Here is a 24548-nt window from a genome sequence, read left to right on the forward strand (position 1 = left end):
GACACGTTACAGCTCGACGTTAAACCCTACGCAAGAGTGGAGTTAGACACGATTCGTCGTGCATCCACGGTGACGGCGTAGATAAGTCTACATAATTACAGATTATGTTAGATTTTTAGTAGCGGCAAAGCCGGTCTGTTCATTCTCAACCACCAGGATATGACTGCCTGGCAAGGGGTGATGACGCAGTACGTCAGTCGATAGTTTCAGAATCGGAAGTCCCATCATGTTTGCCTGAGTTTTCGGGCACAGTGGCCGGACGATCAGCCAGCCAGAAGGTGTTTCATTACCCGGGTGAAGATGAGCGGTGGTCAGGTGTTCTCGCCAGACACCAGATATCCACACGTTCCACGCCCTGCTTTTTCAGTAGCCGGGTGATTTCTGAGACCGTCTCTGCGGTCGTAACAACATCGTCCACTATAGCGAGATATTGATAGTGTGGCGTGCCCGTCATTGAGAAAGCATTCCTGATATTGCTCCTGCGTTTTGAAGCCTTAAGACCCTGTTGAGGGTCTGTGTGCTTCTGCCGTTTAATGAGTCCCGTTTCCAATTTGATCGATTGATAGGGCTGAAGGTTTTTCACCAGTTGCCTTGCGAGCAGCAGTGCCTGATCGAAACCTCTTGTACGAAGACGCTTATTGTGAAGCGGGACCGGCAGTATTGCCTGAGGCCACTCTCGACCATCATAGTGGTGAATCAGATTACGGCTCAATTGATCGGTCACGGGAGGAAGGTAGATCAGCTGCTGATGGTGTTTAATCTGTTTGAGAAGATGGTCAGCAGGAAATTCGTAGTTGAAGGCAGAATAACAAGCGTCGAACACAGGCTTTTTCTGGAGACAGCGGGCGCAAGAGTCCGGAGCATTAAGTGAAACAGGAATACCGCAGGACCGGCAGTGTTTTTCTGCAACCGGTAGTGACTTTATGCAAAGGTTGCAGACGGGCTGATTCATCGGTGTATCCGCTCTGCACAGCAAACAGCTCATGGTAATGAGTTGTTTAAAATTTAACCATTTGTAAATCTTGTTACGTTTTAACAATTGACGCATAGTCTCAATTAATTATCATCGATTCTGTTTTTAATCTTGATTTCTGATATCAGGCCTGACTAACAACAGAGAGCTTCTGCCCGGAAGAATCAGTGAAAAGCATGACTAACCCTACAAGCATCAAGGACTCATGTTCCAGCCAACTGCGCCATGACTGGACCTATGACGAAGTCGAAGCCCTGTTCCAAATGCCGTTCAATGATCTGATCTTTCAGGCTCAGCTGACCCATAGAGAACATTTTGATCCCAACCGGGTGCAGGTTAGTACACTACTGTCCATCAAGACAGGTGCCTGCCCGGAAGACTGTAAATATTGTCCCCAGAGTGGTCACTACAACACCGGTCTGGACAAAGAAAAGTTGATGGAAGTGCGCAAGGTTCTGGAAGAAGCCCGCCGGGCCAAGGCTTCCGGAGCAACCCGCTTCTGCATGGGGGCTGCCTGGAAAAACCCTCCTGAGAAAGACATGCCTTACATCCTGGAAATGGTGAAAGGGGTCAAGGAAATGGGTCTGGAAACCTGTATGACACTGGGCATGTTGAACGAAGATCAGGCGGGACAGCTGGCCCTGGCTGGTCTCGATTATTACAACCACAATCTGGATACCTCGCCGGAGTTTTACGGCAGCATCATCACTACCCGAACTTACTCGGATCGTCTTGATACCCTCGCCCATGTGCGTGATGCGGGAATGAATATCTGCAGTGGCGGCATTGTAGGTCTGGGGGAAACAGAAAGAGACCGTGCCGGCATGTTGATTCAGTTGGCCAATCTGCCCAAACATCCGGAAAGTGTGCCGGTTAATATGCTGGTTCGTGTTGAAGGTACGCCCCTGGCCGATGTCGAAGCAGTCGACGGTATCGACTTTGTCCGTACCATTGCCGTTGCCAGGATTATGATGCCCGCCTCCTGTGTACGCCTGTCTGCCGGTCGTGAAAACATGAGTGATGAGCTGCAGGCTCTGGCTTTTCTGGCGGGCGCTAACTCCATCTTTCTGGGTGACAAACTGCTGACGACCGCCAACCCCGCAGAGAGCCGTGACCGACAACTCTTCGACAAGCTGGGTATCAACAGCGATGACATCACCGGGCAAGAAGAACAGGCACTGGGGGCCATCTGCCCTCTTAGCGAGCAGGACGCTTTATTAAACAATGAATTGAATAATGAGCAGTATTACGATGCCATGGGTCAGCAGGTTTCCTGATGGCTTTTGACCTTGAGAAAGACCTTCAGGCTCGCCGGGCTCAAGGCCTTTACCGGACACGGAAGACGCTTGAGGTTCCTCAGGGGGCAGAAGTGGTAGTGGATGGCAAGTCTTATCTGGCTTTTTGTAATAATGATTATCTGGGTCTGGCTAATCACCCGGACATCAGTGCTGCTATGGCTCAGGCTACTGCTGATTACGGTACAGGCGGCGGTGCTTCCCACCTGGTAATCGGCCATAGTCGTGCACATCATCAGCTGGAAGAAGAGCTGGCAGAGTTCACCGGTCGTGAGCGGGTGTTGCTCTTTTCCAATGGTTACATGGCGAATCTGGGAGTCATCACTGCCCTTTTAGGCAAAGACGATGCGGTGTTTCAGGATCGTCTTAATCATGCCTCTCTGCTGGATGCCGGATTGCTATCAGGGGCAAGGTTTCAACGATATCTTCACAAGGATCTGGCCAACCTCGAAACCCGTTTGAACCGGACCGATGGACGGCGCAAGCTGATTGTTACCGATGGCGTCTTCAGCATGGACGGTGATCTGGCTCCTCTGAAGGCGTTATCGGAATTGGCTCATCGGCATGATGCCTGGTTGATGGTGGATGACGCCCATGGCTTTGGTGTTCTGGGTAAAAACGGCGGAGGCCTTGCTGAACATTTTTCTTTAGGTCAGAGCGACTTACCGGTTCTGGTGGGTACTCTGGGTAAAGCTTTTGGTACGGCAGGTGCCTTCGTTGCAGGGAGCGAAGCCCTGATTGAGACTCTGATCCAGTTTGCCCGAACCTACATTTACACCACTTCAATGCCTCCGGCCATCGCAGAGGCAACCAGAGTCAGTCTTCAAATTCTGAAGGAACAGAGTTGGCGAAGAGAACATCTGAATAAGCTGGTTAAATACTTCAGAAAAGAGTGTCAGCAGATGGGACTGAAACTTATGGACTCGCACTCTCCCATTCAGCCTGTTATTGTCGGGTCTGCTGATACCGCTATGGCGATGAGTGACGCTCTGGCAGCAAGGGGTATCCTGGTGACGGCCATTCGTCCCCCCACGGTTCCTGAAAGAACCTCAAGGTTACGCATTACCTTCAGTGCAGCTCACAAACAACAACATGTAGAACAGTTACTGTATGCACTGGAAAGAACGGTACGCCCGTTACAGGAGGAAGTAGCATGAGTTTACCCATTGTTCTGGTCAGTGGTTGGGCGATGCCTGCAACTGTTATGGAGCCTCTGGCGAGTGCTTTGGACGGCGATGGAAGAGTATCTGTGGTACAGCTGCCTGGTTTGGTTCGGGAGCGCAGAACCTTCGACTGGAGGCAACTGCTGGACTATCTGGACATGCATTTGCTGGACACCCCCGTCATTCTGGTCGGCTGGTCATTAGGAGGCACTCTGGCTTCCATCTACGCCAGTCAGCATCCAGACAAGGTCGCTGGTCTGGTGACGCTGGGTTGTAACCCCTGCTTTGTTAGAAACCAGGACTGGCCGGAAGCGATGTTGCCCCAGACCTTTGACAGTTTTTATGCCGGTATGCAGGAAGATCCTGTGGCAACCGTTGAGCAATTTTCAATGCTCTGCAGCATGGGCAACAGTAATCGAAAAGACGTCGCCAAACATCTGCAACGAGCGATTCGCCGGGACGCTGATCTGGAATCCACGATTCTTCTGCAATTGCTGAACCTTTTGGGTGCCAGTGACGTTCGTTCCCAGCTGGCTGATATCCGCTGTCCGGTGCTGCATTGCTTTGGCAGGGATGATGCCCTGGTGCCCGTTGGCACCGCTGTGAGAGTTGAGCAGGACTACCCGGGCCACAAAGTTCTGATGATGTCAGGCGGCCATTGTTTTTTCCTCGATCAGGGTTCCGGTGCCATCAGACAGGTAGCAGATCAGGTTAACCGCTTATGCAACCGAGGCTGACAGCAGCTGACTGTGGGGCAGAAGCCCGCATCAACAAACAAAGTGTTGCTGCCAATTTCAGTCGGGCTGCAACCACTTATGACTCCGCTGCGGTGCTTCAGAAACGTGTGGCCGCCAGAGCCATGATGGGGCTGCCAACCGGGACTTGCCCGGAGTATGTATTGGACCTGGGTTCAGGTACGGGTAGTGAGACTTCCTTGCTCTGCGGACATTTCCCCGATTCTCATGTTACCGGGCTGGATCTGGCTATGGGCATGATTAAGTTCGCCCGGTCGCAGTGTGACTCGGCGTCCTGGTGTTCCGGTGATATTGAATCACTGCCGTTTAAGTCAGAAAGCGTTGACCTGGTGTTCTCCAGTCTGGCTATTCAATGGTGCTCATTTGAGACTGTACTGGAGGAAACTTTTCGGGTACTCCGACCTGATGGGGTCTTTGTATTCTCCAGCCTGGCCAGTGGCACTATGGCGGAGTTGAAAGAGGCCTGGCAACAGGTTGACAGTCATGTTCATATCAATAGCTTTGACAGTTTTGAACAGCAAAAGCTGTGGTCGCTTGAATCAGGCTTCAAGCCACAATCTTTCAAACAGCAGACCGAAACTGTCTACTATCCTGAGCTGTTCCAGATGTTGAGAGAGCTGAAAGCGTTGGGGGTGAATACCGTGCATGGTCGTCCATCCGGTCTGATGACCAGGGGTCGTTTGACCAGACTGCAAGAAGCGTATGAGTCCTTCCGGGTGGATGCTGGTCTCCCCCTGTCTTATCAACTGTTGTATGGGATCTTGAGAAAACCTGCCGATGCCTAGAACGTTTTTTGTCACTGGCACCGATACGGATGCCGGGAAAACCTTTGTCACCTGTGCCATGCTGCAGGCTGCCAATAACAGAGGGCTGAAAACACTGGCTCTGAAGCCGGTGGCTGCGGGTGCCGACATGACCCCGGACGGACCAAGAAATGATGATGCTCTGAACCTGATGAGCGCCATGAATGTCGAGTTGAGTTATTCACAGGTAAATCCGGTGCTTTTTGCACCTCCCATTGCACCTCATATTGCGGCACAGGAAGAAGGGCGGCGTATCACTGTGGATCGTTTGACCGGCTTTTGCCGTGGAGCACTGATGACCCGTCATGATCTTTCCTTCATTGAAGGAGCAGGGGGTTGGCGAGTTCCCCTGAACGACCGTGAAATGCTGGCAGATCTGGCCAAGACGATGAATCTTCCGGTGATTCTGGTGGTAGGAATGAAGCTGGGGTGTATCAGTCATTCCCTGCTGACCGTCGAATCCATTTTGCAAAGTGGTTGTCAGTTGGCGGGCTGGGTGGCCAATCAGGTTGATCCCGACATGAGCCGTTTTCAGGAAAATGTTGAAGCTCTTAAGCGCTCAATTCATGCACCCTGCCTTGGTGTTGTCCCCTGGTGTTCAGAAGAGCAGTGGAGTAACGTGGTAGCCAGTGTTGATCTCTCTCGCTTGATGGTCTGATCTTTTTTCATAAGCAGGAGGCAGTTCCTGCTCATAACAGTTTTCTTCCTGCCTTCCGATAAAAATAAGCAGTGAATATCGGAACTTAATCCTATGGTCAGGAAAGTCGGCGAAACGCCTGCGTATCAAAATACAACGGACGCTCACCCTCAGCAGGTTCAGCCAAAGTCTGGCAGCTGGAAAGGACGCTTTAAAGTCACCATTCCAGATGGGCTAAAAAGGAAGCTGGGTCATCTCAAGAGCAGTCCATTCAAGCGTAGTTTTGGCCAAAGACGAATCAAAAGAATGACGATGGAGGAGGTCAAATTTCGATTGGCGCTCTTAAAACCTTCGAACTGGGCCAACCGGGCTGTTCCACGACTGGATGAGCAAATCAAAGGCAAGGTGGAAACAGCCTTGTCTTCTCTGAAAGAAGGAAAAACAGAAGCCTTTATGGAAGGTATTTTTTCTGTGCGGCAGCTGATGCATCAGAGAGCTTTTTATACGGGGGAGGGGCATGCTCAAGAAGATTTTCTGAACAGTATTGAGACAGAAATTCTTAAACACCCTAAACAGTCTACAGATCGTTTGCTGGCAGAGTTTGCTGATGCCGGAAGCTATCTGAACGGTCTTCGTGATGCTGTGGATAATGCCTATGACGACTTTCGAAGTGGCGATGTGCTGGCATCCAATCATCTTCTCACCCTGTCCAGTGCCCGAAGTTTTCTGGTAAAGCTGGGCCAGTTAACGCTTGGAAAAGAAGCTTTTGAGGAGTGGCTTCGAAAAGAGCCCGCCACTGATCAGGATATTCTGCACAAAGTAAGCGAGACAGTGAGCCGCTTGCCTCCCGGAAGACTGCAATAAAAAGCCATTATTCAGGTTTCTCTTCAAGTTTCAGTAAGTGATAAGTTTACTGGTTAACATAATACCTTTTTTGTTCCCTTCCCAGCCTGTCTTCCCTACCTTGCCCCGGCCTCGGTCAGGGCTTTTACGCACTCGGTATTGCCCTTCTCGGCTGCGATGGACAGTGGGGTGGCGCCATCCGGCAAAGTGGTGTTGAGATCTGCCCCGGCTTCGATCAGGACTTTCACGCAGTTGGTATGACCTCTCATAGCAGCGATGTGCAATGGGATGGCACCATTCGACAAGGCAGCGTTAAGATCCGCTTTGCCTTCGATCAGGGTTTTCATACAGTTGGTATTGCCGCTCCAGGCAGCGCAGTGCAACGGGGTGAAGCCATCCCTGGCTCGGGCGTTGATATCCGCCCCGGCTTCGATCAGGAGTTTCAGGTTGTCGACGTAATGGTGCCCGGCAGCGAAGTGCAGTGCTGTGATGCCATCGTCATTAACGGCGTAGAGATTCGCCCCGTAATTGAACAGAAGTTCAATGATCGCTCTATGTCCGTTAAGAGACGCCAACATCAAGGCCGTGTAATCTTGATCCTTAACGGCATTGACATTGACTCCTTCTGCCAGTGACTTAGCCACCTGATCCCAATCCCCTAAAATACAAGCATCAAAAAACGCCTGTTTCGGGAAAAATGTATCCGGGTGATATTCACCGGTGTTCTTATTCAACATTGGCATCGGGTCTTGCCGACACATCGCGCACTGGCGTGAGCCGATGGGCTGTTTAAGGAAAGACTTCGAAATGCAGTCCAGGTCGAAGTGCTTGCCACAACAGTGGGCTTTGACGATCACAGGCGCTGGATTACGCCCATGGAAATGGCTCAGACAAATAGGACAAAGGTCGGCCTCCGGCGTTTCGACAGTGTCCCGGGGATCAGGGGTATGAGCCATGCTATCCATCTGCCACTCATTGGGCCCACTGCTATTGGATGATGGCCTAAATTGACAAGCGCCATGACAGGGAGAGACGAAACAATCTAAACCCAAAGTATGCTGATGTTGTTGCTGTGAGCCTCCGCTACCACCGGCAGAGTCAGAATGAAGAAAGCTGTTGGAAGCGCCTGTGGGGCCGACGGTGGCTTCCTGAGCTTGCTGCCCAGATGGTTCTGATGGCGGGTGTTGTTGCTGATCATTGCCAGATCCGGGCGTCATAATGATGGCCGCCAGCGGGTGATCCCGACACAGCTCTTTTAGTTCTATCGGGTTAAACGACGATGAGTATATATTCCAATAGCTCTTTAAAAGCCAACCGACAGCAAAAATCACTTCTACAGGTAGCCATGAATAAGTGGTGGAGCTGAGTGGGGTATTCTTGCTGGTCAGGATCAGTTCGTAACCCACCAGCAGATGATTGGCGTAGAGCCATGGCCATGACATTGATTCAATGATGGTCTTTTTTAGTTCGCAACCGTTTAATCTGACTTGCTTCTCATCAGACGTAAGACTTGATTCTGCATAGCCGTTTGTATGAGCAATGTCTGAGAAGGTGCCCGACAGTGTATGCTGGTCAGGTTTTATAGAAAAGTTCAGGTTTTGAGAGCCCGTTTTCTGTTCAACCTCGACAACAAAACGTTTTGTCAACGGTTGAGCCTGACAGACGACGGACAGCGTCATCAGCAACAGTGGTGCTGCAAAGAGTGAGTGTTTAATAATTCTATCCTTCCATTCTGGTGCACAGAGAGGAAGGATAGATCAAGAAAATAACGCTAGTTTCAAAAGCTCTGACACACTCGCTGCAGTGGTCTTGCCAAAAGAGGACAACGGGCAGTCTGAGTAAAGTTCTGTAAGTGATAAGTTTATTGGTTAACATTGTACCTTTTTTGTTTCCTGCCCTGCCTTTGCTACCTACCTTGCCCCGGCCTCGGTCAGGGCTTTTACGCACTCGGTATTGCCCTTCTCGGCTGCGATGGACAGTGGGGTGGTACCATCCGGCAAAGTGGTGTTGAGATCTGCCCCGGCTTCGATCAGGGCTTTCACACAGTTAGTATTGCCCATCCAGGCAGCGACGAGCAGTGGGGTAGGGCCAAACGACAATGCAGCGTTAAGATCCGCTTTGCCTTCGATCAGGGTTTTCATACAGTTGGTATTGCCGCTCCAGGCAGCGCAGTGCAACGGGGTGAAGCCATCCTTGGCTCGGGCGTTGATATCCGCCCCGGCTTCGATCAGGAATTTCAGGTTGTCGACGTTATGGTGCCGGGCAGCTAAGTGCAGTGCTGTGATGCCATCGTCATTAACGGCGTAGAGATTCGCCCCGTAATTGAACAGAAGTTCAATGATCGCTGTATGTCCGTTAAGAGACGCCAACATCAAGGCCGTGTAATCGTGATCCATAACGGCATTGACATTGACTCCTTCTGCCAGTGACTTAGCCACCTGATCCCAATCCCCTAGAATACAAGCATCAAAAAACGCCTGTTTCGGGAAAAATGTATCCGGGTGATATTCACCGGTGTTCTTATTCAACATTGGCATCGGGTCTTGCCGACACATCGCGCACTGGCGTGAGCCGATGGGCTGTTTAAGGAAAGACTTCGAAATACAGTCCAGGTCGAAGTGCTTGCCACAACAGTGGGCTTTGACGATGACAGGCGCTGGATTACGTCCATGGAAATGGCTCAGACAAATAGGACAAAGGTCGGCCTCCGGGGTTACGACAGTGTCCCTGGGGTCAGGGGTATGAGCCATGCTATCCATCTGCCACTCAGTGGGTCCACTACTATTGGATGATGGCCTAAATTGACAAGCGCCATGACAGGGAGAGACGAAACAATCTAAACCCAAAGTATGCTGATGTTGTTGCTGTGAGCCTCCGCTACCACCGGCAGAGTCAGAATGAAGAAAGCTGTTGGAAGCGCCTGTGGGGCCGACGGTGGCTTCCTGAGCTTGCTGCCCAGATGGTTCTGATGGCGTGTGTTGTTGCTGATCATTGCCAGAGCCGGGCACCATAATGATGGCCGCCAGCGGGTGATCCCGACACAGCTCTTTTAGTTCTATCGGGTTAAACGACGATGAGTATATATTCCAATAGCTCTTTAAAAGCCAACCGACAGCAAAAATCACTTCTACAGGTAGCCATGAATAAGTGGTGGAGCTGAGTGGGGTATTCTTGCTAGTCAGGATCAGTTCGTAACCCATCAGCAGATGATTGGCGTAAAGCCATGGCCATGCAATTGATTCAATGATGGTCTTTTTTAGTTCGCAACCGTTTAATCTGACTTGCTTCTCATCAGACGTAAGACTTGATTCTGCATAGCCGTTTGTATGAGCAATGTCTGAGAAGGTGCCCGACAGTGTATGCTGGTCAGGTTTTATAGAAAAGTTCAGGTTTTGAGAGCCCGTTTTCTGTTCAACCTCGACAACAAAACGTTTTGTCAACGGTTGAGCCTGACAGACCACGGACAGCGTCATCAGCAACAGTGGTGCTGCAAAGAGTGAGTGTTTAATAATTCTATCCTTCCATTCTGGTGCACAGAGAGGAAGGATAGATCAAGAAAATAACGCTAACAGCCTGTCGGACTTAAGGCTGTCCTACTGCGGTTGCAATAAATTGGTCTAAAAATTCCTGCTTCTTCGTCAAATAGCTCGCTATTCTCCTCAGAAGCAGAAATTTTTATCCTCAATTTCTTGCAATCCTCGCTACGGACGCTTAAGTCCGACAGGCTGCTAGTTTCAAAAGCTCTGACACACTCGCTGCAGTGGTCTTGCCAAAAGACGACAACGGGCAGTCTGAGTAAAGTTCTGTAAGATCATTTCTCATGCAATCAATAATCGCTGATTTTCAGGGTGGTGCGTAGCTTGAGTTAGTCAGTAAGTGATAAGTTCATTGGTTAACATTGTACCTTTTTTGTTTCCTGCCCTGCCTTCGCTACCTACCTTGCCCCAGCCTCGGTCAGGGCTTTTACGCACTCGGTATTGCCCATCTCGGCTGCGATGGACAGTGGGGTGGCGCCATCCGGCAAAGTGGTGTTGAGATCTGCCCCGGCTTCGATCAGGGCTTTCACACAGTTAGTATTGCCCATCCAGGCAGCGACGACCAGTGGGGTAGGGCCAAACGACAAGGCAGCGTTAAGATCCGCTTTGCCTTCGATCAGGGTTTTCATACAGTTGATACTGCCGCTCCAGGCAACGAAGTGCATCGGGGTGCCGCCAAGCTTGGTTCGGGCGTTGAGATCCGCCCCTGCTTCGATCAGGAGTTTCATGTTGTCGGCGTTATGGTGCCGGGCAGCGCAGTGCAGTGCTGTGTTGTCATCGTCACTATGGGCGTTGAGATTCGCCCCGTAATTGAACAGAAGTTCAACGATTGCTGTGTGCCCGCAACCAGACGCCAACATCAAGGCCGTGTAATCGTGATCCATAACGGCATTGACATTGACTCCTTCTGCCAGTGACTTAGCCACCTGATCCCAATCCCCGACAATACAAGCATCAAAAAACGCCTGTTTCGGGAAAAATGTATCCGGGTGATATTCACCGGTGTTCTTATTCAACATTGGCATCGGGTCTTGCCGACACATCGCGCACTGGCGTGAGCCGATGGGCTGTTTAAGGAAAGACTTCGAAATGCAGTCCAGGTCGAAGTGCTTGCCACAACAGTGGGCTTTGACGATCACAGGCGCTGGATTACGCCCATGGAAATGGCTCAGACAAATAGGACAAAGGTCGGCCTCCGGCGTTACGACAGTGTCCCTGGGGTCAGGGGTATGAGCCATGCTATCCATCTGCCACTCATTGAGCCCACTGCTATTGGATGATGGTCGAAATTGACAAGCGCCATGACAGGGAGAGACGAAACAATCTAAACCCAAAGTATGCTGGTGTTGTTGTGAGCCTCCGCTACCACCGGCAGAGTCAGAATTAAGGAAGCTGTTGGAAGCACCTGCAGGGCCGACGGTGGCTCCCTGGGCTTGCTGCCCAGATGGTTCTGATGGCGGGTGTTGTTGCTGATCATTGCCAGATCCGGGCGTCATAATGATGGCCGCCAGCGGGTGATCACGACACAGCTCTTTTAGTTCTATCGGGTTAAACGACGATGAGTACATATTCCAATAGCTCTTTAAAAGCCAACCGACAGCAAAAATCACTTCTACAGGTAGCCATGAATAAGTGGTGTAGCTGAGTGGGGTATTCTTGCTGGTCAGGATCAGTTCGTAACCCATCAGCAGATGATTGGCGTAAAGCCATGGCCATGACATTGATTCAATGATGGTCTTTTTTGGTTCGCAACCGTTTAATCCGACTTGCTTCTCATCAGACGTAAGACTTGATTCTGCATAGCCGTTTGTATGAGCAATGTCTGAGAAGGTGCCCGACAGTGTATGCTGGTGAGGTTTTATAGAAAAGTTCAGGTTTTGAGAGCCCGTTTTCTGTTCAACCTCGACAACAAAACGTTTTGTCAACGGTTGAGCCTGACAGACGACGGACAGCGCCATCAGCAACAGTGGTGCTGCAAAGAGTGAGTGTTTAATAATTCTATCCTTCCATTCTGGTGCACAGAGAGGAAGGATAGATCAAGAAAATAACGCTAGCAGCCTGTCGGACTTAAGGCTGTCCTACTGCGGTTGCAATAAATTGGTCTAAAAATTCCTGCTTCTTCGTCAAATAGCTCGCTATTCTCCTCAGAAGCAGAAATTTTTATCCTCAATTTCTTGCAATCCTCGCTACGGACGCTTAAGTCCGACAGGCTGCTAGTTTCAAAAGCTCTGACACACTCGCTGCAGTGGTCTTGCCAAAAGACGACGGTTCAGTCCTATGGCTATAAAGCTTGCAGTGGCTAAATAACCACTTATTTCAAAAACTCATAAAATGCTAATGCCTCAAAGCCGTGCTTACTGGATGACATAACGCCTTTCTTATTTTCTCTTCCTTGCCCTGGAGTAGGTCAGGAGCTTCGCGCATTCGGTATTGCCCATCCTGGTTGCGATGGACAACGGGGTGGAGCCATCCGACAAGGCGACGTTGTCATGCGCCTTAGCCATGAGCAGGAGTGCCAGGCAATAGTTATTGCCCTTCTCGGCTGCAAGGTACACAGGGGTGGCGCCATTCACAGCCTGGGCATTGACATCCGCCTCGGCCTTGATCAGGACTTCTACGCATTTGCCGTTATTATGCAGGGCAGCGAGTAGCAAAGGGGTGCTACCATCCGGCAAGGTGGCGTCGACATTCGCACCGCCTTCGATCAGGGTTTCAATGCTGTAATCGTTAAATTGTTTGGCAGCGAAGTGCAATGGGGTGATGCCATCCTTAGTCCGTGCGTTGGCATCTGCCCCGGCTTCGATCAGGAGTTTAATGTTGCTGACGTTAAAGTTCTGGGTAGCCCAGTGCAGTGCTGTGGCGCCACGCGAGCAGGCGGCGTTGACTTTCGCCCCGGCTTTGATCAGGAGCTTCATGCAGGCGGGGTCATGATGTTTCTGGGCAGCAATTATCAGCGGGGTGACGCCATCCTTAGCCCGGGCGGTGTTGACCTCCGCCCCTGCGTTGAGCAGGCGTTCCAAGAGTTTCTTGTTCCCGTTATATGATGCCAGCATCAAGGCAGTGAGACCATTATTCATAACGGCATTGACATTGACTCCTTCTGCCAGTGACTTATCCACCTGATCCACATCCCCTTGAAGACAGGCATTATAAAACGTCTGATCGGGGAAAAATTTATCCAGGTGAAATTTACCGGTGTTCAGATTCACTACAGGCATCGGGTCTTGCTGACACACCGAGCACTGTCGTGAGCCGACCGACTTTCCAACAAACTGCTGCGAAATGCAGTCCAGATGGAAGCGGTGGCCACAATTGGTTTGACATAGGGGGTTGACGTCCACTGGCGCCACCTTTCGGCCATGGAAAGGTTCCAAACAAACAGGGCATACATCGGCCTGCGACTGTTCGCCAGGGACCATAGGAAAGGAGCGAGTCATAGCATCCATAATTAGAACCTCCGTGTAATTTAATTAAGTTATACGTTTTAGACACAAAAAAAGTACGATAGTTCAACTTTATGGCTATAAAGTTTCCTGTGGCTGAATAATCACCCATTTCAAAAACTCATAAGATGCTAATACCTCAAAGCCGTGTTTTCTGGATAAGATAACGTCTTTCTTTTGTTCCCCTCCTTGCCTATCTTCGTTGCCTTGCCCCGGCGTTGATCAGGAGTCTGGCGCAGTCGGCATTGCCCATCTCGGTTGCGATGGAGAGAGGAGTGGTGCCATCCGGCAAGGCGGCGTTGATATTTGCCTCGGCCCTGATCAGGAGTTTCAAACACTCGATATTGCTTTCCCGGGCTGCGATGAACAGCGGGGTCGCGCCATCCTCAGCCCTTTGGGCGTTGAGATCGGCCTCAGAGTTGATCAGGAGTTCCACGCAGTCGGTATTGCCCCTCCGGGCTGCGGTGAATAGCGGGGTGGTGCCATCCTCACCCGGGATGTTGATATCTGCCCCGGCACTGATCAGGAGTTTCACACATTCGGTATTGCCCATCTCGGCTGCGATGTGCAGCGCAGTGGTGCCGCATTGAGTTCGGACGTCGAGATCCGCCCTGGCGTTGATCAGGAGTTTCAGGCAGTCAGTGTTATTATCATGTGCAGCGACGTGCAGCGGGGTGTAGCCATCATTATTCTGCTTGTTAAGGTCCGCCTCTGCTTCGATCAGGAGTTTCACGCAGTCGGTGCTATTTTCTTGTACAGCAATGAACAACGGGGTGGCACCCTCCTCGATCCAGACAGCGTTGAGATGCGCTCCCTCTTTGATCAGGAGTTTCACGCAGTCGGTGTTATTTTCTTGTGCAGCTATGAACAGTGGGCTGGCGCCATCCTCAGTCCGGGCGTTGACATCCGCCCTGGCGTTGATCAGCAGTTTCAGGCAGTCGATATGATTTTTTCGAGCAGCGACGTACAGTGGGGTGTTGCCATCTTCAGTCCGGGCGTTGACATCCGCCCTGGCGTTGATCAGCAGTTTCACGCAGTCGATGCTATTTCGCTGGACGGCGATGAACAGCGGGGTTCTGCCTTCTTCAGTTCGGGCATCGAGAATCGCCTCGGCCTTGATCAGGGCTTCCATGCAGTCGGTGTTATTTGCCTTGGCAGCGAAGAACAGCGGGGTGAGGCCATTCTCAGGCCCGGCATTGACATCTGCCTTGGCTCCGATCAGGAGTTTCACGCAGTCGGTTTTGCCTTTATCAGCCGCTATGATTAGCGGGGTGTTGCCATCCTTATCCTTGGTGTTGAGGTTCGCCTTGGCTTCGATAAGGGCTATCAGGCAGTGGGTATTGCCCAACTGGCTGGCCATGGACACCGGGGTGGAGCCATCCGCAGTCCTGGCATTGAGATCTGCTCCTTTATTGATCAGAAGTTTCACGCAGTCGGTGTTATTTTCCTGGGCAGCGACGAACAGTGCCGTGGCACCAGCCTCAGAGGCGGCGTTGAGATTGGCTCCGGCGCTGATCAGGCGTTCGACGATAGCCTTGTGCCCCCGGTAAGATGCGATAATCAAGGCATTGTTAACATCATGCGTAACGGCATTGACATTGACGCCTTCTGCCAGTGACCTCACCACCTGATCCAAATCCCCTTGAAAACAGGCATAATAAAATGCCTGATTGGGGAAAGATGTATCCGGGTAAGATTCACCGGTGTTCAGATTCACTACAGGCATCGGGTCTTGCCGGCACACCGCGCACTGTCGTGAGCCGACGGACTTTTCAACAAACTGTATCGAAATACAATCCAGATGGAAGCGATGGCCACATTGGGTTCGACATTGGGCTTTGACGCCCACTGGCGCCACATCGCGGCCATGGAAAGGATCCAAACAAATAGGACAGACATCGGCCTGCGACTTTACGTTAGTTCCCATGGGGAGGGGAGGGCGAGCAATGCCGTCCATAAGTAGAACACTCTTGTTAGTCAATAATCAGTGCGTATTAGACATTAGAACAGTTCGATAGTTCATTTATGTGGCGATAAAGTTTGCTGAGGCTAAACAATCACGCATTTCAAAAACTCAGAAGATGGAAACACCTGAAAGCCGTGTTTTCTGGATAAGATAACGTCTTTCTTTTGTTCCCCTCCTTACCTATCTCCCCTGCCTTGCCCCGGCGTTGATCAGGAGTCTGGCGCAGTCGGCATTGCCCATCTCGGTTGCGATGGAGAGAGGAGTGGTGCCGTCCGGCAAGGCGGCGTTGATATCTGCCTCGGCCCTGATCAGGAGTTTCAAACACTCGATATTGCCTTCCCGGGCTGCGATGAACAGCGGGGTCGTGCCATCCTCAGCCCTTTGGGCGTTGAGTTCGGCCCCGCCGTTGATCAGAAGTTCCACGCAGTCGGTATTGCCCTTCAGGGCTGCGATGAATAGCGGGGTCGTGCCATCCTCACCCGGGATGTTGATATCTGCCCCGGCACTGATCAGGAGTTTCACGCACTCGGTATTGCCCATCTTGGCTGCGACGTGCAGCGCAGTGGTGCCGTATTGAGTTCGGACGTCGAGATCCGCCTTAGCACTGATCAGGAGTTTCAGGCAGTCGATATGATTTTTCCGGGCAGCGACGTACGGTGGGGTTTCGCCACTCTTATTCCGGGGGTTGAGATCCGCCTCGGCGCTGATCAGGAGTTTCACGCAGTCGATGCTATTACGCAGGACGGCGAAGAACAGCGGGGTCATGCCATCATCAGTTCGGGCATCGAGAATCGCCTCGGCCTTGATCAGGGCTTCCATGCAGTCGGTGTTATTTGCCTTGACAGCGAAGAACAGCGGGGTGAGGCCATTCTCAGGCCCGGCATTGACATCTGCCTTGGCTCCGATCAGGAGTTTCACGCAGTCGGTTTTTCCTTTATCAGCCGCTATGATTAGCGGGGTGTTGCCATCCTTATCCTTGGTGTTGAGGTTCGCCTTGGCTTCGATAAGGGCTTTCAGGCAGTCGGTATTGCCCAACTGGCTGGCCATGGACACCGGGGTGGAGCCATTCACAGTCCGAGCATTGAGATCTGCCCCTTTATTGATCAGAAGTTTCACGCAGTCGGTGTTATTTTCCTGGGCAGCGACGAACAGTGCCGTGGCACCAGCCTCAGAGGCGGCGTTGAGATTGGCTCCGGCGCTGATCAGGCGTTCGACGATAGCCTTGTGCCCCCGGTAAGATGCGATAATCAAGGCATTGTTAACATCATGCGTAACGGCATTGACATTGACGCCTTCTGCCAGTGACCTCACCACCTGATCCAAATCCCCTTGAAAACAGGCATAATAAAATGCCTGATTGGGGAAAGATGTATCCGGGTAAGATTCACCGGTGTTCAGATTCACTACAGGCATCGGGTCTTGCCGGCACACCGCGCACTGTCGTGAGCCGACGGACTTTTCAACAAACTGTATCGAAATACAATCCAGATGGAAGCGATGGCCACATTGGGTTCGACATTGGGCTTTGACGCCCACTGGCGCCACATCGCGGCCATGGAAAGGATCCAAACAAATAGGACAGACATCGGCCTGCGACTTTACGTTAGTTCCCATGGGGAGGGGAGGGCGAGCAATGCCGTCCATAAGTAGAACACTCTTGTTAGTCAATAATCAGTGCGTGTTAGACATTAGAACAGTTCAATAGTTCATTTATGTAGCGATAAAGTTTGCTGAGGCTAAACAATCACGCATTTCAAAACTCAGGGAATGGAAACACCTGAAAGCTGTGTCAGGTGTCTGTGTGCAATACCTAGGCGGCCCCACCCAGGCGGCCCCACCTAGGCGGCCCCCACTCAATGTCTGCTATGCTGATTGCTCCTGCAACAAATGATAATGGTACGCAGTATGTTACTGGAACATCGTGTAGAGAAACTTGAATCTCATTTTGACTCACTGGATAGCGCAGTACATCGCCTCATCAAGGTTACTGAAGAGACACAAAAAATAGTGCTGGAAAACCAGCGTGAAAATCGGCTCAGGTTTGACGAACACGACAGGCGCTTTGACGAACACGACAGGCGTTTTGACGAACACGACAAGCGCTTTGACAAAATCGAAGATACTCTCGCCATCATCGTAAACCACCTTCAAAAATAACTACGCCACCTGACAACTCGCTTGACGGGGACATCTACGCTGCCCGTCAGCACTTCGGTTAACTGGATAACCAGAGCCTTTCTTCTAGAACCTCCGTGTTATTTAATGAGTCGTACAAATTATTTGACACAAAAAAAGTACGCTAGTTCATTTTTATGGCTATTGAGTTTGCTGTGGCTAAATAATCACGCACTTCAAATCTGTTCCCCTGCGTCCTTCGGCCTCGGTAAGGGTTTTTACGCAGTCGGTATGGCCCTTACTGGTTGCGACGGAAAGCGGGGTGGCGCCATCCGAAGTCCTGGCGACGTTGATATTTGCTCCGGCGTTGATCAGGATTTTCACGCACTCGGTATTGCCTCTCTCAGCGGCGGCGAACAGCGGGGTGATGTCACTCTCAGTCCGGGCGTTGATGTCCGCCCCGGCGATGAGCAAGAGCTTCATGCAGTCGGTCTTGCCTTGCTGGGCTGCGACGTACAGTGGGGTCATGCCACGCGTCAAGAGGGCGTTGGGATTCGCTCCGGCGATGAGCAAGAGTTTCACGGAGTCGGTAGAGCCCAGCCGAACTGCGATGGACAGCGGGGTGGCGCCATCCGTCGTCCGGGGGGGATCGAGTTTCGCCCCCTTAATGATCAGGAGTTTCACAATATCGGTGTAACTTTCTTGTGCAGCCATGAACAGCGGGGTAACGCCATCCTCAGCTATAGCGGTGTTGATGTCTGCCCCGTTGTTAATCAGGACTTCGGCGAGGTCTGTGTACCCCTGAGCGGATGCCATCAACAAGGGATTGAAATCACCCTTCATAACGGCGTCGACATAGACGCCTCCTGCCAGTGACTTCTTCACCTGATCCAAGTCCCCGCGAAGAAAGGCATTATAAAACGCCTCATCGGGGAAAAACGTATTCGGGTAAGATTCACCGGTCTTCATATTCAACACCGGGAACGGGTTTTGTCGGCAATACCCGCAGCTGCGTAAGCCTATGGGCTGATAATGAAATTGCCTCGTAAGACAGTCCAGATGGAAGAGGTGGCCACAGTGTGTTTGACATTTGGGGTTGCGTTTCACAGACGCCACATCCCGGCCATGGAACTCAGCGAAACAAATAAAACATTCATCGGCCTTCGACGTTTCTTCAGTGCTTATGGTGAGAGCAGAAAGATGAGTAGCATCCATAAGTAGAACCTCCGTGTTATTTAATGAGTTATACAAATTAGACACAAAAAAAGTACGATGGTTCAGCTTTATGGCTGCAAAGTTTTGCGTGGCTAAATAATCAGCCATTTCAAAAACTCAGAAGATGGAAACACCTGAGAGCTGTGTTCACTGTTTTAACCGAATTGAGCGGACAGTCCCGTATTTTTTTTAGGGGGTGTCGCAACACTCTGGTTCCCATGCTTTCAGGCCCCTTGGGTCTCAGCATGGGAACTTGGAGTTTTGCAACACCTTCCCTGCGACGGGGAGGATGTCAATTTTCCTGCATGGCCTCTGTTTCCTGTCTTGCCCCGCGAGAGATCAGGAAATCCTTGCCAGGGGTATTGCCCATCTTGGTTGCGATGGACAGTGGGGTGTGACCATCGTACGAGGTAGCGTTGAGATCTGCGCCCCCGTCAATCAGGCGTTTCAATATATCGGTGTTACTTTCTCGGGCAGCCCAGTGCAGCGGGCTGATGCCACCCTTGTTCCGGGCGTCGGGATCCGCCCCTTTGTCGAGCAGGAGTTTCAAAATATTGGTGCTATTTTCTTGGGCAGCTGAGTGCAGCGGGGTGTCGCCATAATCACCCCGGGCGTTGAGATCCGCCCCTTTCTCGAGCAGCAGTTTAACAATATCGGTGTAATTGTTTCGGGCAGCCAAGTGCAGCGGGGTGTCGCCGTAGTCAGTGGGAGTGTTGACATTCGCCCCGGCTTTGATCAGGAGTTTCACGCAGTCGATATTATTTTCTCGGACTGCGATGGACAGTAGGGTGCTGCCATCGAACAGGGCAGCGTCGAGATCCGCCACTTTGTCGAGCAAGAGTTCCAGAATGTTGGTTTTATTTTCCTGGACAGCGGAGTATAGCGGGGTGGTGCGATACGCAATGAGCGCGTTGACATTCGCCCCGGCGTTGATCAGGCGTTTCACGCAGTCGATATCATTTTTCCGGACTGCGATGGCCAGTGGGGTGGTGCCATCGCGCAGGGCAGCGTCGGGATCTGCCCCTTTGTCGATCAGGCGTTTTATGCAGTCGGTATTGCCCTTCACGGTTGCAGAGAACAGCGGGGTGGCGCCATTCTTATTCCGGGCCTCGATATCCGCCCCTTTCTCAAGCAGCAGTTTCACAATATCGGTGTTATTTTCTTCAGCAGCATAGTGCAGTGGGGTGGTGCCATACGCAGTGGGAGCGTTGACATTTGCCCCGGCGTTGATCAGGCGTTTAACGCAGACGATATTATTTCTCCGGACGGACATGGCCAGTGGGGTGGTGCCATCGCGCAGGGCAGCGTCGAGATCCGCCCCATTGTCGATCAGGAGTTCCACAATGTCGGTGTTATTTTCCTGGGCAGCGAAGGACAGTGGGGTGGGCCCATCCGGAGTCTCGGAGATATTGACATTCGCTCCTCTGTCGATCATTAGTTTTACGCAGTTGGTATTGCCACTCGGGAGTCCACAGAGCAGCGGTGTGGCGCCACCCTTATTCCGTGCGTCAAGATCCGCCCCTTTGTCGAGCAGGAGTTGCACGCATTCGGTATTGCCGTATTCGGCTGCCAGCATCAGCGGGGTGAACCCATCACAGGCTCGGGCAGCATTAACCTCCGCCCTGTTTTTAATCAGGTGTTCGGCGACGTCAGTGTGCCCCTTAATGGATGCAATCATCAAGGCAGTGAGATCATCCTTCATAACGGCATTGACATTGACGCCTTCTGCCAGTGATTTCTTCACCTTTTTTAAATTCCCGTCAAAACAGGCGTCATAAAACCTATGATCGGGGAAAAATTTATCCGGGTGAGATACACCGGTGCTCTCATTCAATACAGGCGTGGGGTTTTGCCCACACTCCTTGCACTGGCGTGAGCCGATGGACTGTTTCACAAAATGCTTCGAAATACAGTCCAGATGGAAGTGGTGCCCGCATCGGGTTTGATACTGGGGTTTGACGTCCACAGGCGCCACATTATGGCCATGGAAATCATCCCGACAAATAGGACACAGAGCGGCCTGCGACTTTACGTCAGTGATCATAGGTAAGGAGCGAGTCATAGCATCCATAATTAGAACCTCCGTGTAATTTAATTAAGTTATATGTTTTGGACACAAAAAAAGTACGATAGTTCAGTTTTATGGCTACAAAGTTTTCTGTGGATAAATAATCACCCATTTCACAAACTGAGAAGACGGGAACACCTGAGAGCCGTGTTTCCTCGATAAGATAACGTCTTTCTTTTGTTTCCTGCCTTGTCTCTGTTCCCTACTCCGGCCTCGTTGAGGACTTTCACGCAGTCGGTATTGCCCATCTCAGCTGTGATATAGAGCGGGGTGGTGGGCGGCGTTGAGTTCCGCCCCGGCCTCAATCAGAAGTTTCACAATGTCGGTATGGCCTTTCCGGGCAGCGATGAACAGCGGGCTGGCGCCATTCGGCAAGGCGGCGTTGAGATCCGCCCCGGCCTCAATCAGGAGTTTCACGATGTCGGTATGGCCCTCCCGGGCAGCGATGTACAGCGGGGTGGCGCCATTTTTACTCCGGGCGTTGAGATCCGCCTTGGCTTCTATCAGGATTTTTACGCAGTCACTGTTATTTTCATGGGCAGCCATGTACAGTGCGGTAGCGCCATACTTAGTCCGGGCGTTGATATTCACCCCAGCGTCGATCAGGCGTTTGGCGACGTCCTTGTGCCCTTTACAAGATGCCAATATCAAGGCAGTGAAATCATCATAAATACCGACATTGACATTGACTCCCTCGGCCAGTGACTTCTCCACCTGATCCAAATCCCCCTGAAAACAGGCAAGATAAAACGCCTGATCGGGGAAAAATTTATCCGGGTGAGACTCACTGGTGTTCTCATCCACCATAGGCATTGGGTCTTGCCGACACATGGCACAACGGCGATAGCCGATGGGCTGTTCAACAAAACACTTCGAAATACAGTTCAGATCGAAGCGCTGGTCACAACATTGGCTTTTGACGACCACAGGCGCTTCATCACGACCATGGAAGTGATCCAGACAAATAGGACAGGGATCGGACTCCATTGTTACGTCAGTGTCCGTGGGGACAGCGCGGCGGGCAATGCTATCCATCTGCCATTCAGCGGGCCCGCTACTATCGGATGACGGTCGAAATTGACAAACACCATGACAGGGAGAGACGAAACAATCTAAACCCAAAGTATGCTGATGTTGCTGTGAGCCTCCGCTACCACCGGCAGAGTCAGAATAAAGGAAACTGTTGAAAGAGCCAGCGGGGCAAGCGGTGGCTCCCTGAGCTTGCTGCCCCGATGATTCTGATGGTGGATGTTGTGGCTGGTCACTGCCAGAGCCAGGCATCGTAATGATGGCCGCCAACGGGTGAACCTGACAGAGCTCTTTTTGTGCTATCGAATTAAACGACGATATGTATATATAAAAATAACTTTTTAAAAGCCAACCGACAGCGACAACCATTTTTGCAGGTAGCCATGAATAAGAGGTGGAGCTTAGTGGGGTATTTTTGCTGGTCAGTATCAGTTCGTAATCAACCAGCAGATGATTGGCGTAAAGCCATGGCCACGAAATTGATTCAATGATGGTCGTTGTTAGCTGGCGACCGTTTAGTCTGCCTTGTTTCTCATCAGACGGTAAATCTGATTCTGCATAGCCGTGTGCGTGGGCAATGTCTGAGATGCTTGTCAACGGTTGAGCCTGACAGACGACGGACAATGCCATTAGCAACAGTGGTGCTGCAAAGAGTGAGTGTTTAATAATTCTATCCCTGCATTCTGGTGTACAAAAGAGGAAGGGTAGATTAAGAAAATAACGCACGTTCCAAGAGCTCTGACAACACCCATTGCAGTGGTGTTGCCTAAAGACGGCAACAGTCACTCTGAGAAAAGTTCTATAAGATCATTTTTCATGCAATCAATAATGGCTCATTTTCGGGATGGTGCGTAGCTTGAGTCAGTCAATAAGTGATATGAATCAGGCTGTTCCCTTCCTTGCTTAACTTCCCTGCCTTGCCCCGGCGTTGAACAGGAGTCTGGCGCAGTCGGCATTGTCCATCTCGGTTGCGATGGAGAGAGGAGTGGTGCCATCCGGCAAGGCGGCGTTGATATCTGCCTCGGCCCTGATCAGGAGTTTCAAACACTCGATATTGCCTTCCCGGGCTGCGTTGAATAGCGGGGTCGCGCCATCCTCAGCCCTTTGGGCGTTGAGTTTGGCCCCGGCGTCGATCAGGAGTTCCACGCAGTCGATATTGCCCTTCCGGGCTGCGATGTGCAGCGCAGTGGTGCCGTATTGAGTACGGACGTCGAGATCCGCCTTGGCACCGATCAGGAGTTTCAGGCAGTCGATGTTATTTTCTTGTGCAGCGACGTGCAGCGGGGTGCTGCCTTCATTGTTCTGCTTGTTAAGGTCCGCCTTTGCTTCGATCAGGAGTTTCACGCAGTCGGTGTTATTTTCTTGTGCAGCAATGAACAACGGCGTGGCACCATTCTCGATCCAGACGGTGTTGAGATGCGCCCCCTTTTTGATCAGGAGTTTCACGCAGTCGGTGTTATTCTCCTGTGCAGCCATGAACAGTGGGCTGGCACCATCCTCAGCCCGGGCGTTGATATCCGCTCCGGCGCTGATCAGGAGCTTCAGGCAGTCGATATGATTTTCTTGCGCAGCAACGTACACTGGTGTGACACCATTCTTTTTCCGGGCGTTGACATCCGCCCGGGCTTTGATCAGGAGCTCCAGGCAGCCGGTTTGATTTTCCTGGGCAGCCAAGTGCAGCGGGGTGTTGCCATTCTCAGGTCCGGCATTGATATCCGCCTCGGCGTTGATCAGGAGTTTCACGCAGTCGATGCTATCATACAGGACTGCGATGTACAGCGGGGTCATGCCGTCTTCAGTTCGGGCATTGAGATTCGCCTTGGCCTCGATCAGGGCTTTCATGCAGTCGGTGTTATTTTCCTCTGCAGCCGAGTGCAGCGGGGTGACGCCATTCTCAGGTCCGGCATTGAGATCTGCCTTGGCTTCGATCAGGAGTTTCACACAGTCGGTATTGCCTCTCGCAGCCGCTGCTATTAGAGCGGTGATGCCATTCCTATCCTTGATGTTGGGGTTCGCCTTGGCTTCGATAAGGGCTTTCAGGCAGTGGGTATTGCCCATCTCGGCAGCGATGGACAGAGGGGTGGCACCATTCTTGGCCCCGGCGTTGAGATCTGCTCCTTTATTGATCAGGAGTTTCACACAGTCGGTGTTATTTTCCCGGGCAGCGTGGAACAGTGGGGTGACGCCATCCACATTCCGAGCGGTGTTGACGTCCGCTCCGGCGTTGATCAGACGTTTGGCGACATCCGTGTGCCCCCTCATGGATGCCAACATCAAGGCAGTGAAACCACGCATCATAACGGCATTGACATTGACGCCTTCTGCCAGTGACCTCTCAACCTGATCCAAATCCCCGTGAAGACAGGCATCATAAAATGCCTGAGTGGGGAAAGATGTATCCGGGTTAGATTCACCGGTGTTCAGATTCACTACAGGCATCGGGTCTTGCCGACACACCGCGCACTGTCGTGAGCCGACCGACTTTCCAACAAACTGCATCGAAATACAGTCCAGATGGAAGCGATGGCCACATTGGGTTCGACATTGAGCTTTGACGTCCACTGGCGCCAGATGACGGCCATGGAAAGGATCTAAACAAATTGGACAGACATCGGCCTCCGACTTAGTTACCGTGGGGAGAGAGGGGCTAGCAATGCCATCCATAAGTAGAACACCCGTGTTAGTCAATAATCAGTACGGATTAGAC

The 24548-nt window shown here is 51.6% G+C and carries 19 protein-coding genes and 1 pseudogene; 7 read left to right on the forward strand and 13 right to left on the reverse strand.

The genetic code is table 11. The annotated features are described in order from the left end of the window. Nucleotides 1-102: 102 nt before the first annotated feature. From KBW69_RS20245 to KBW69_RS23970, 3 genes and pseudogenes are all read right to left on the reverse strand, one after another. Nucleotides 103-345 (reverse strand): DUF2220 domain-containing protein, encoded by a 243-nt coding sequence (locus KBW69_RS20245; protein WP_257282053.1) that lies wholly within the window; start codon nucleotides 343-345, stop codon nucleotides 103-105. Then, complete coding sequence (locus KBW69_RS20250; RefSeq protein WP_257282079.1) at nucleotides 287-823, reverse strand: ComF family protein; 537 nt, start codon at nucleotides 821-823, stop codon at nucleotides 287-289. The genes KBW69_RS20245 and KBW69_RS20250 overlap by 59 nt, the downstream gene beginning before the upstream one ends. Before the next feature lie 24 nt (nucleotides 824-847). Next, nucleotides 848-1048: pseudogene (locus KBW69_RS23970) on the reverse strand (double zinc ribbon domain-containing protein); the annotation flags it as partial. A 101-nt stretch (nucleotides 1049-1149) separates the two neighbouring features. Between KBW69_RS23970 and bioB the strand changes: the two are divergent. The 6 genes from bioB (at nucleotide 1150) to KBW69_RS20280 (ending at nucleotide 6490) form a co-directional block, all read left to right on the forward strand. Beyond that, on the forward strand, nucleotides 1150-2250 hold the full coding sequence (gene bioB, locus KBW69_RS20255; RefSeq protein WP_257282054.1) for a biotin synthase BioB: 1101 nt from the start codon (nucleotides 1150-1152) through the stop codon (nucleotides 2248-2250). Further along, nucleotides 2250-3425: an 8-amino-7-oxononanoate synthase gene (bioF, locus tag KBW69_RS20260; protein ID WP_257282055.1), complete on the forward strand. Its 1176-nt coding sequence runs from the start codon at nucleotides 2250-2252 to the stop codon at nucleotides 3423-3425. The genes bioB and bioF overlap by 1 nt, the downstream gene beginning before the upstream one ends. Next, a complete protein-coding gene (locus KBW69_RS20265; protein WP_257282056.1) occupies nucleotides 3422-4168 on the forward strand; it encodes an alpha/beta fold hydrolase in 747 nt (248 codons plus the stop codon). The genes bioF and KBW69_RS20265 overlap by 4 nt, the downstream gene beginning before the upstream one ends. Continuing rightward, nucleotides 4153-4971, forward strand: a complete 819-nt coding sequence (gene bioC, locus KBW69_RS20270; RefSeq protein ID WP_257282057.1) for a malonyl-ACP O-methyltransferase BioC — start codon at nucleotides 4153-4155, stop codon at nucleotides 4969-4971. Before KBW69_RS20265 ends, bioC begins: the two co-directional genes overlap by 16 nt. Next, on the forward strand, nucleotides 4964-5647 hold the full coding sequence (bioD, locus tag KBW69_RS20275) for a dethiobiotin synthase (RefSeq protein WP_257282058.1): 684 nt from the start codon (nucleotides 4964-4966) through the stop codon (nucleotides 5645-5647). Before bioC ends, bioD begins: the two co-directional genes overlap by 8 nt. Before the next feature lie 93 nt (nucleotides 5648-5740). Beyond that, nucleotides 5741-6490 carry a hypothetical protein gene (locus tag KBW69_RS20280; RefSeq protein ID WP_257282059.1) on the forward strand — a complete coding sequence of 250 codons (750 nt, stop codon included), beginning with the start codon at nucleotides 5741-5743 and terminating at the stop codon, nucleotides 6488-6490. Between the two features lie 95 nt (nucleotides 6491-6585). Here the strand turns inward: KBW69_RS20280 and KBW69_RS20285 are convergent, their stop codons facing one another. The 6 genes from KBW69_RS20285 to KBW69_RS20310 all read right to left on the reverse strand — a co-directional run bounded on the left by KBW69_RS20285 (nucleotide 6586) and on the right by KBW69_RS20310 (nucleotide 17058). Beyond that, entirely contained in the window at nucleotides 6586-8148 is a 1563-nt protein-coding gene (locus tag KBW69_RS20285; protein ID WP_257282060.1) for an ankyrin repeat domain-containing protein, read from the reverse strand. A 231-nt stretch (nucleotides 8149-8379) separates the two neighbouring features. Continuing rightward, on the reverse strand, nucleotides 8380-9942 hold the full coding sequence (locus KBW69_RS20290; RefSeq protein WP_257282061.1) for an ankyrin repeat domain-containing protein: 1563 nt from the start codon (nucleotides 9940-9942) through the stop codon (nucleotides 8380-8382). A gap of 461 nt (nucleotides 9943-10403) precedes the next feature. Further along, nucleotides 10404-11963 (reverse strand): ankyrin repeat domain-containing protein, encoded by a 1560-nt coding sequence (locus tag KBW69_RS20295; protein ID WP_257282062.1) that lies wholly within the window; start codon nucleotides 11961-11963, stop codon nucleotides 10404-10406. Nucleotides 11964-12383: 420 nt separating this feature from the next. Continuing rightward, a complete protein-coding gene (locus tag KBW69_RS20300; protein WP_257282063.1) occupies nucleotides 12384-13451 on the reverse strand; it encodes an ankyrin repeat domain-containing protein in 1068 nt (355 codons plus the stop codon). 190 nt (nucleotides 13452-13641) lie between these two features. Next, a complete protein-coding gene (locus KBW69_RS20305; RefSeq protein WP_257282064.1) occupies nucleotides 13642-15405 on the reverse strand; it encodes an ankyrin repeat domain-containing protein in 1764 nt (587 codons plus the stop codon). A gap of 189 nt (nucleotides 15406-15594) precedes the next feature. Next, nucleotides 15595-17058: an ankyrin repeat domain-containing protein gene (locus KBW69_RS20310; protein WP_257282065.1), complete on the reverse strand. Its 1464-nt coding sequence runs from the start codon at nucleotides 17056-17058 to the stop codon at nucleotides 15595-15597. A gap of 249 nt (nucleotides 17059-17307) precedes the next feature. Here KBW69_RS20310 and KBW69_RS20315 point away from each other — a divergent pair, with 249 nt between their 5' ends. Further along, on the forward strand, nucleotides 17308-17571 hold the full coding sequence (locus KBW69_RS20315; protein WP_257282066.1) for a hypothetical protein: 264 nt from the start codon (nucleotides 17308-17310) through the stop codon (nucleotides 17569-17571). Between the two features lie 177 nt (nucleotides 17572-17748). Here KBW69_RS20315 and KBW69_RS20320 read toward each other — a convergent pair whose 3' ends face one another. The 4 genes from KBW69_RS20320 to KBW69_RS20335 all read right to left on the reverse strand — a co-directional run bounded on the left by KBW69_RS20320 (nucleotide 17749) and on the right by KBW69_RS20335 (nucleotide 24505). Further along, nucleotides 17749-18744 (reverse strand): ankyrin repeat domain-containing protein, encoded by a 996-nt coding sequence (locus KBW69_RS20320; RefSeq protein WP_257282067.1) that lies wholly within the window; start codon nucleotides 18742-18744, stop codon nucleotides 17749-17751. A gap of 292 nt (nucleotides 18745-19036) precedes the next feature. Next, complete coding sequence (locus KBW69_RS20325) at nucleotides 19037-20815, reverse strand: ankyrin repeat domain-containing protein (protein WP_257282068.1); 1779 nt, start codon at nucleotides 20813-20815, stop codon at nucleotides 19037-19039. Nucleotides 20816-21061: 246 nt separating this feature from the next. Then, the gene (locus tag KBW69_RS20330) at nucleotides 21062-22438 is read right to left on the reverse strand and encodes an ankyrin repeat domain-containing protein (protein ID WP_257282069.1); all 1377 of its coding nucleotides are present in this window, start codon (nucleotides 22436-22438) and stop codon (nucleotides 21062-21064) included. Nucleotides 22439-22744: 306 nt separating this feature from the next. Continuing rightward, on the reverse strand, nucleotides 22745-24505 hold the full coding sequence (locus tag KBW69_RS20335; protein WP_257282070.1) for an ankyrin repeat domain-containing protein: 1761 nt from the start codon (nucleotides 24503-24505) through the stop codon (nucleotides 22745-22747). Between the last annotated feature and the right edge of the window lie 43 nt (nucleotides 24506-24548).

The organism is Endozoicomonas sp. ISHI1, from assembly GCF_024606225.1.
Classification (GTDB): Bacteria; Pseudomonadota; Gammaproteobacteria; order Pseudomonadales; family Endozoicomonadaceae; genus Endozoicomonas_A.

Bases quoted from the DNA above. Each gene is read 5' to 3' on its own strand.
- KBW69_RS20290 (WP_257282061.1), bottom strand. From the start codon at position 9,942: ATGACGCTGTCCGTGGTCTGTCAGGCTCAACCGTTGACAAAACGTTTT.
- KBW69_RS20265 (WP_257282056.1), top strand. From the start codon at position 3,422: ATGAGTTTACCCATTGTTCTGGTCAGTGGTTGGGCGATGCCTGCAACT.
- KBW69_RS20285 (WP_257282060.1), bottom strand. From the start codon at position 8,148: ATGACGCTGTCCGTCGTCTGTCAGGCTCAACCGTTGACAAAACGTTTT.
- KBW69_RS20305 (WP_257282064.1), bottom strand. From the start codon at position 15,405: ATGGACGGCATTGCTCGCCCTCCCCTCCCCATGGGAACTAACGTAAAG.
- KBW69_RS20280 (WP_257282059.1), top strand. From the start codon at position 5,741: ATGGTCAGGAAAGTCGGCGAAACGCCTGCGTATCAAAATACAACGGAC.
- KBW69_RS20315 (WP_257282066.1), top strand. From the start codon at position 17,308: ATGGTACGCAGTATGTTACTGGAACATCGTGTAGAGAAACTTGAATCT.
- KBW69_RS20295 (WP_257282062.1), bottom strand. From the start codon at position 11,963: ATGGCGCTGTCCGTCGTCTGTCAGGCTCAACCGTTGACAAAACGTTTT.
- KBW69_RS20325 (WP_257282068.1), bottom strand. From the start codon at position 20,815: ATGGATGCTATGACTCGCTCCTTACCTATGATCACTGACGTAAAGTCG.
- bioF (WP_257282055.1), top strand. From the start codon at position 2,250: ATGGCTTTTGACCTTGAGAAAGACCTTCAGGCTCGCCGGGCTCAAGGC.
- KBW69_RS20310 (WP_257282065.1), bottom strand. From the start codon at position 17,058: ATGGACGGCATTGCTCGCCCTCCCCTCCCCATGGGAACTAACGTAAAG.
- bioC (WP_257282057.1), top strand. From the start codon at position 4,153: ATGCAACCGAGGCTGACAGCAGCTGACTGTGGGGCAGAAGCCCGCATC.
- bioD (WP_257282058.1), top strand. From the start codon at position 4,964: ATGCCTAGAACGTTTTTTGTCACTGGCACCGATACGGATGCCGGGAAA.
- KBW69_RS20320 (WP_257282067.1), bottom strand. From the start codon at position 18,744: ATGGATGCTACTCATCTTTCTGCTCTCACCATAAGCACTGAAGAAACG.
- bioB (WP_257282054.1), top strand. From the start codon at position 1,150: ATGACTAACCCTACAAGCATCAAGGACTCATGTTCCAGCCAACTGCGC.
- KBW69_RS20300 (WP_257282063.1), bottom strand. From the start codon at position 13,451: ATGGATGCTATGACTCGCTCCTTTCCTATGGTCCCTGGCGAACAGTCG.
- KBW69_RS20335 (WP_257282070.1), bottom strand. From the start codon at position 24,505: ATGGATGGCATTGCTAGCCCCTCTCTCCCCACGGTAACTAAGTCGGAG.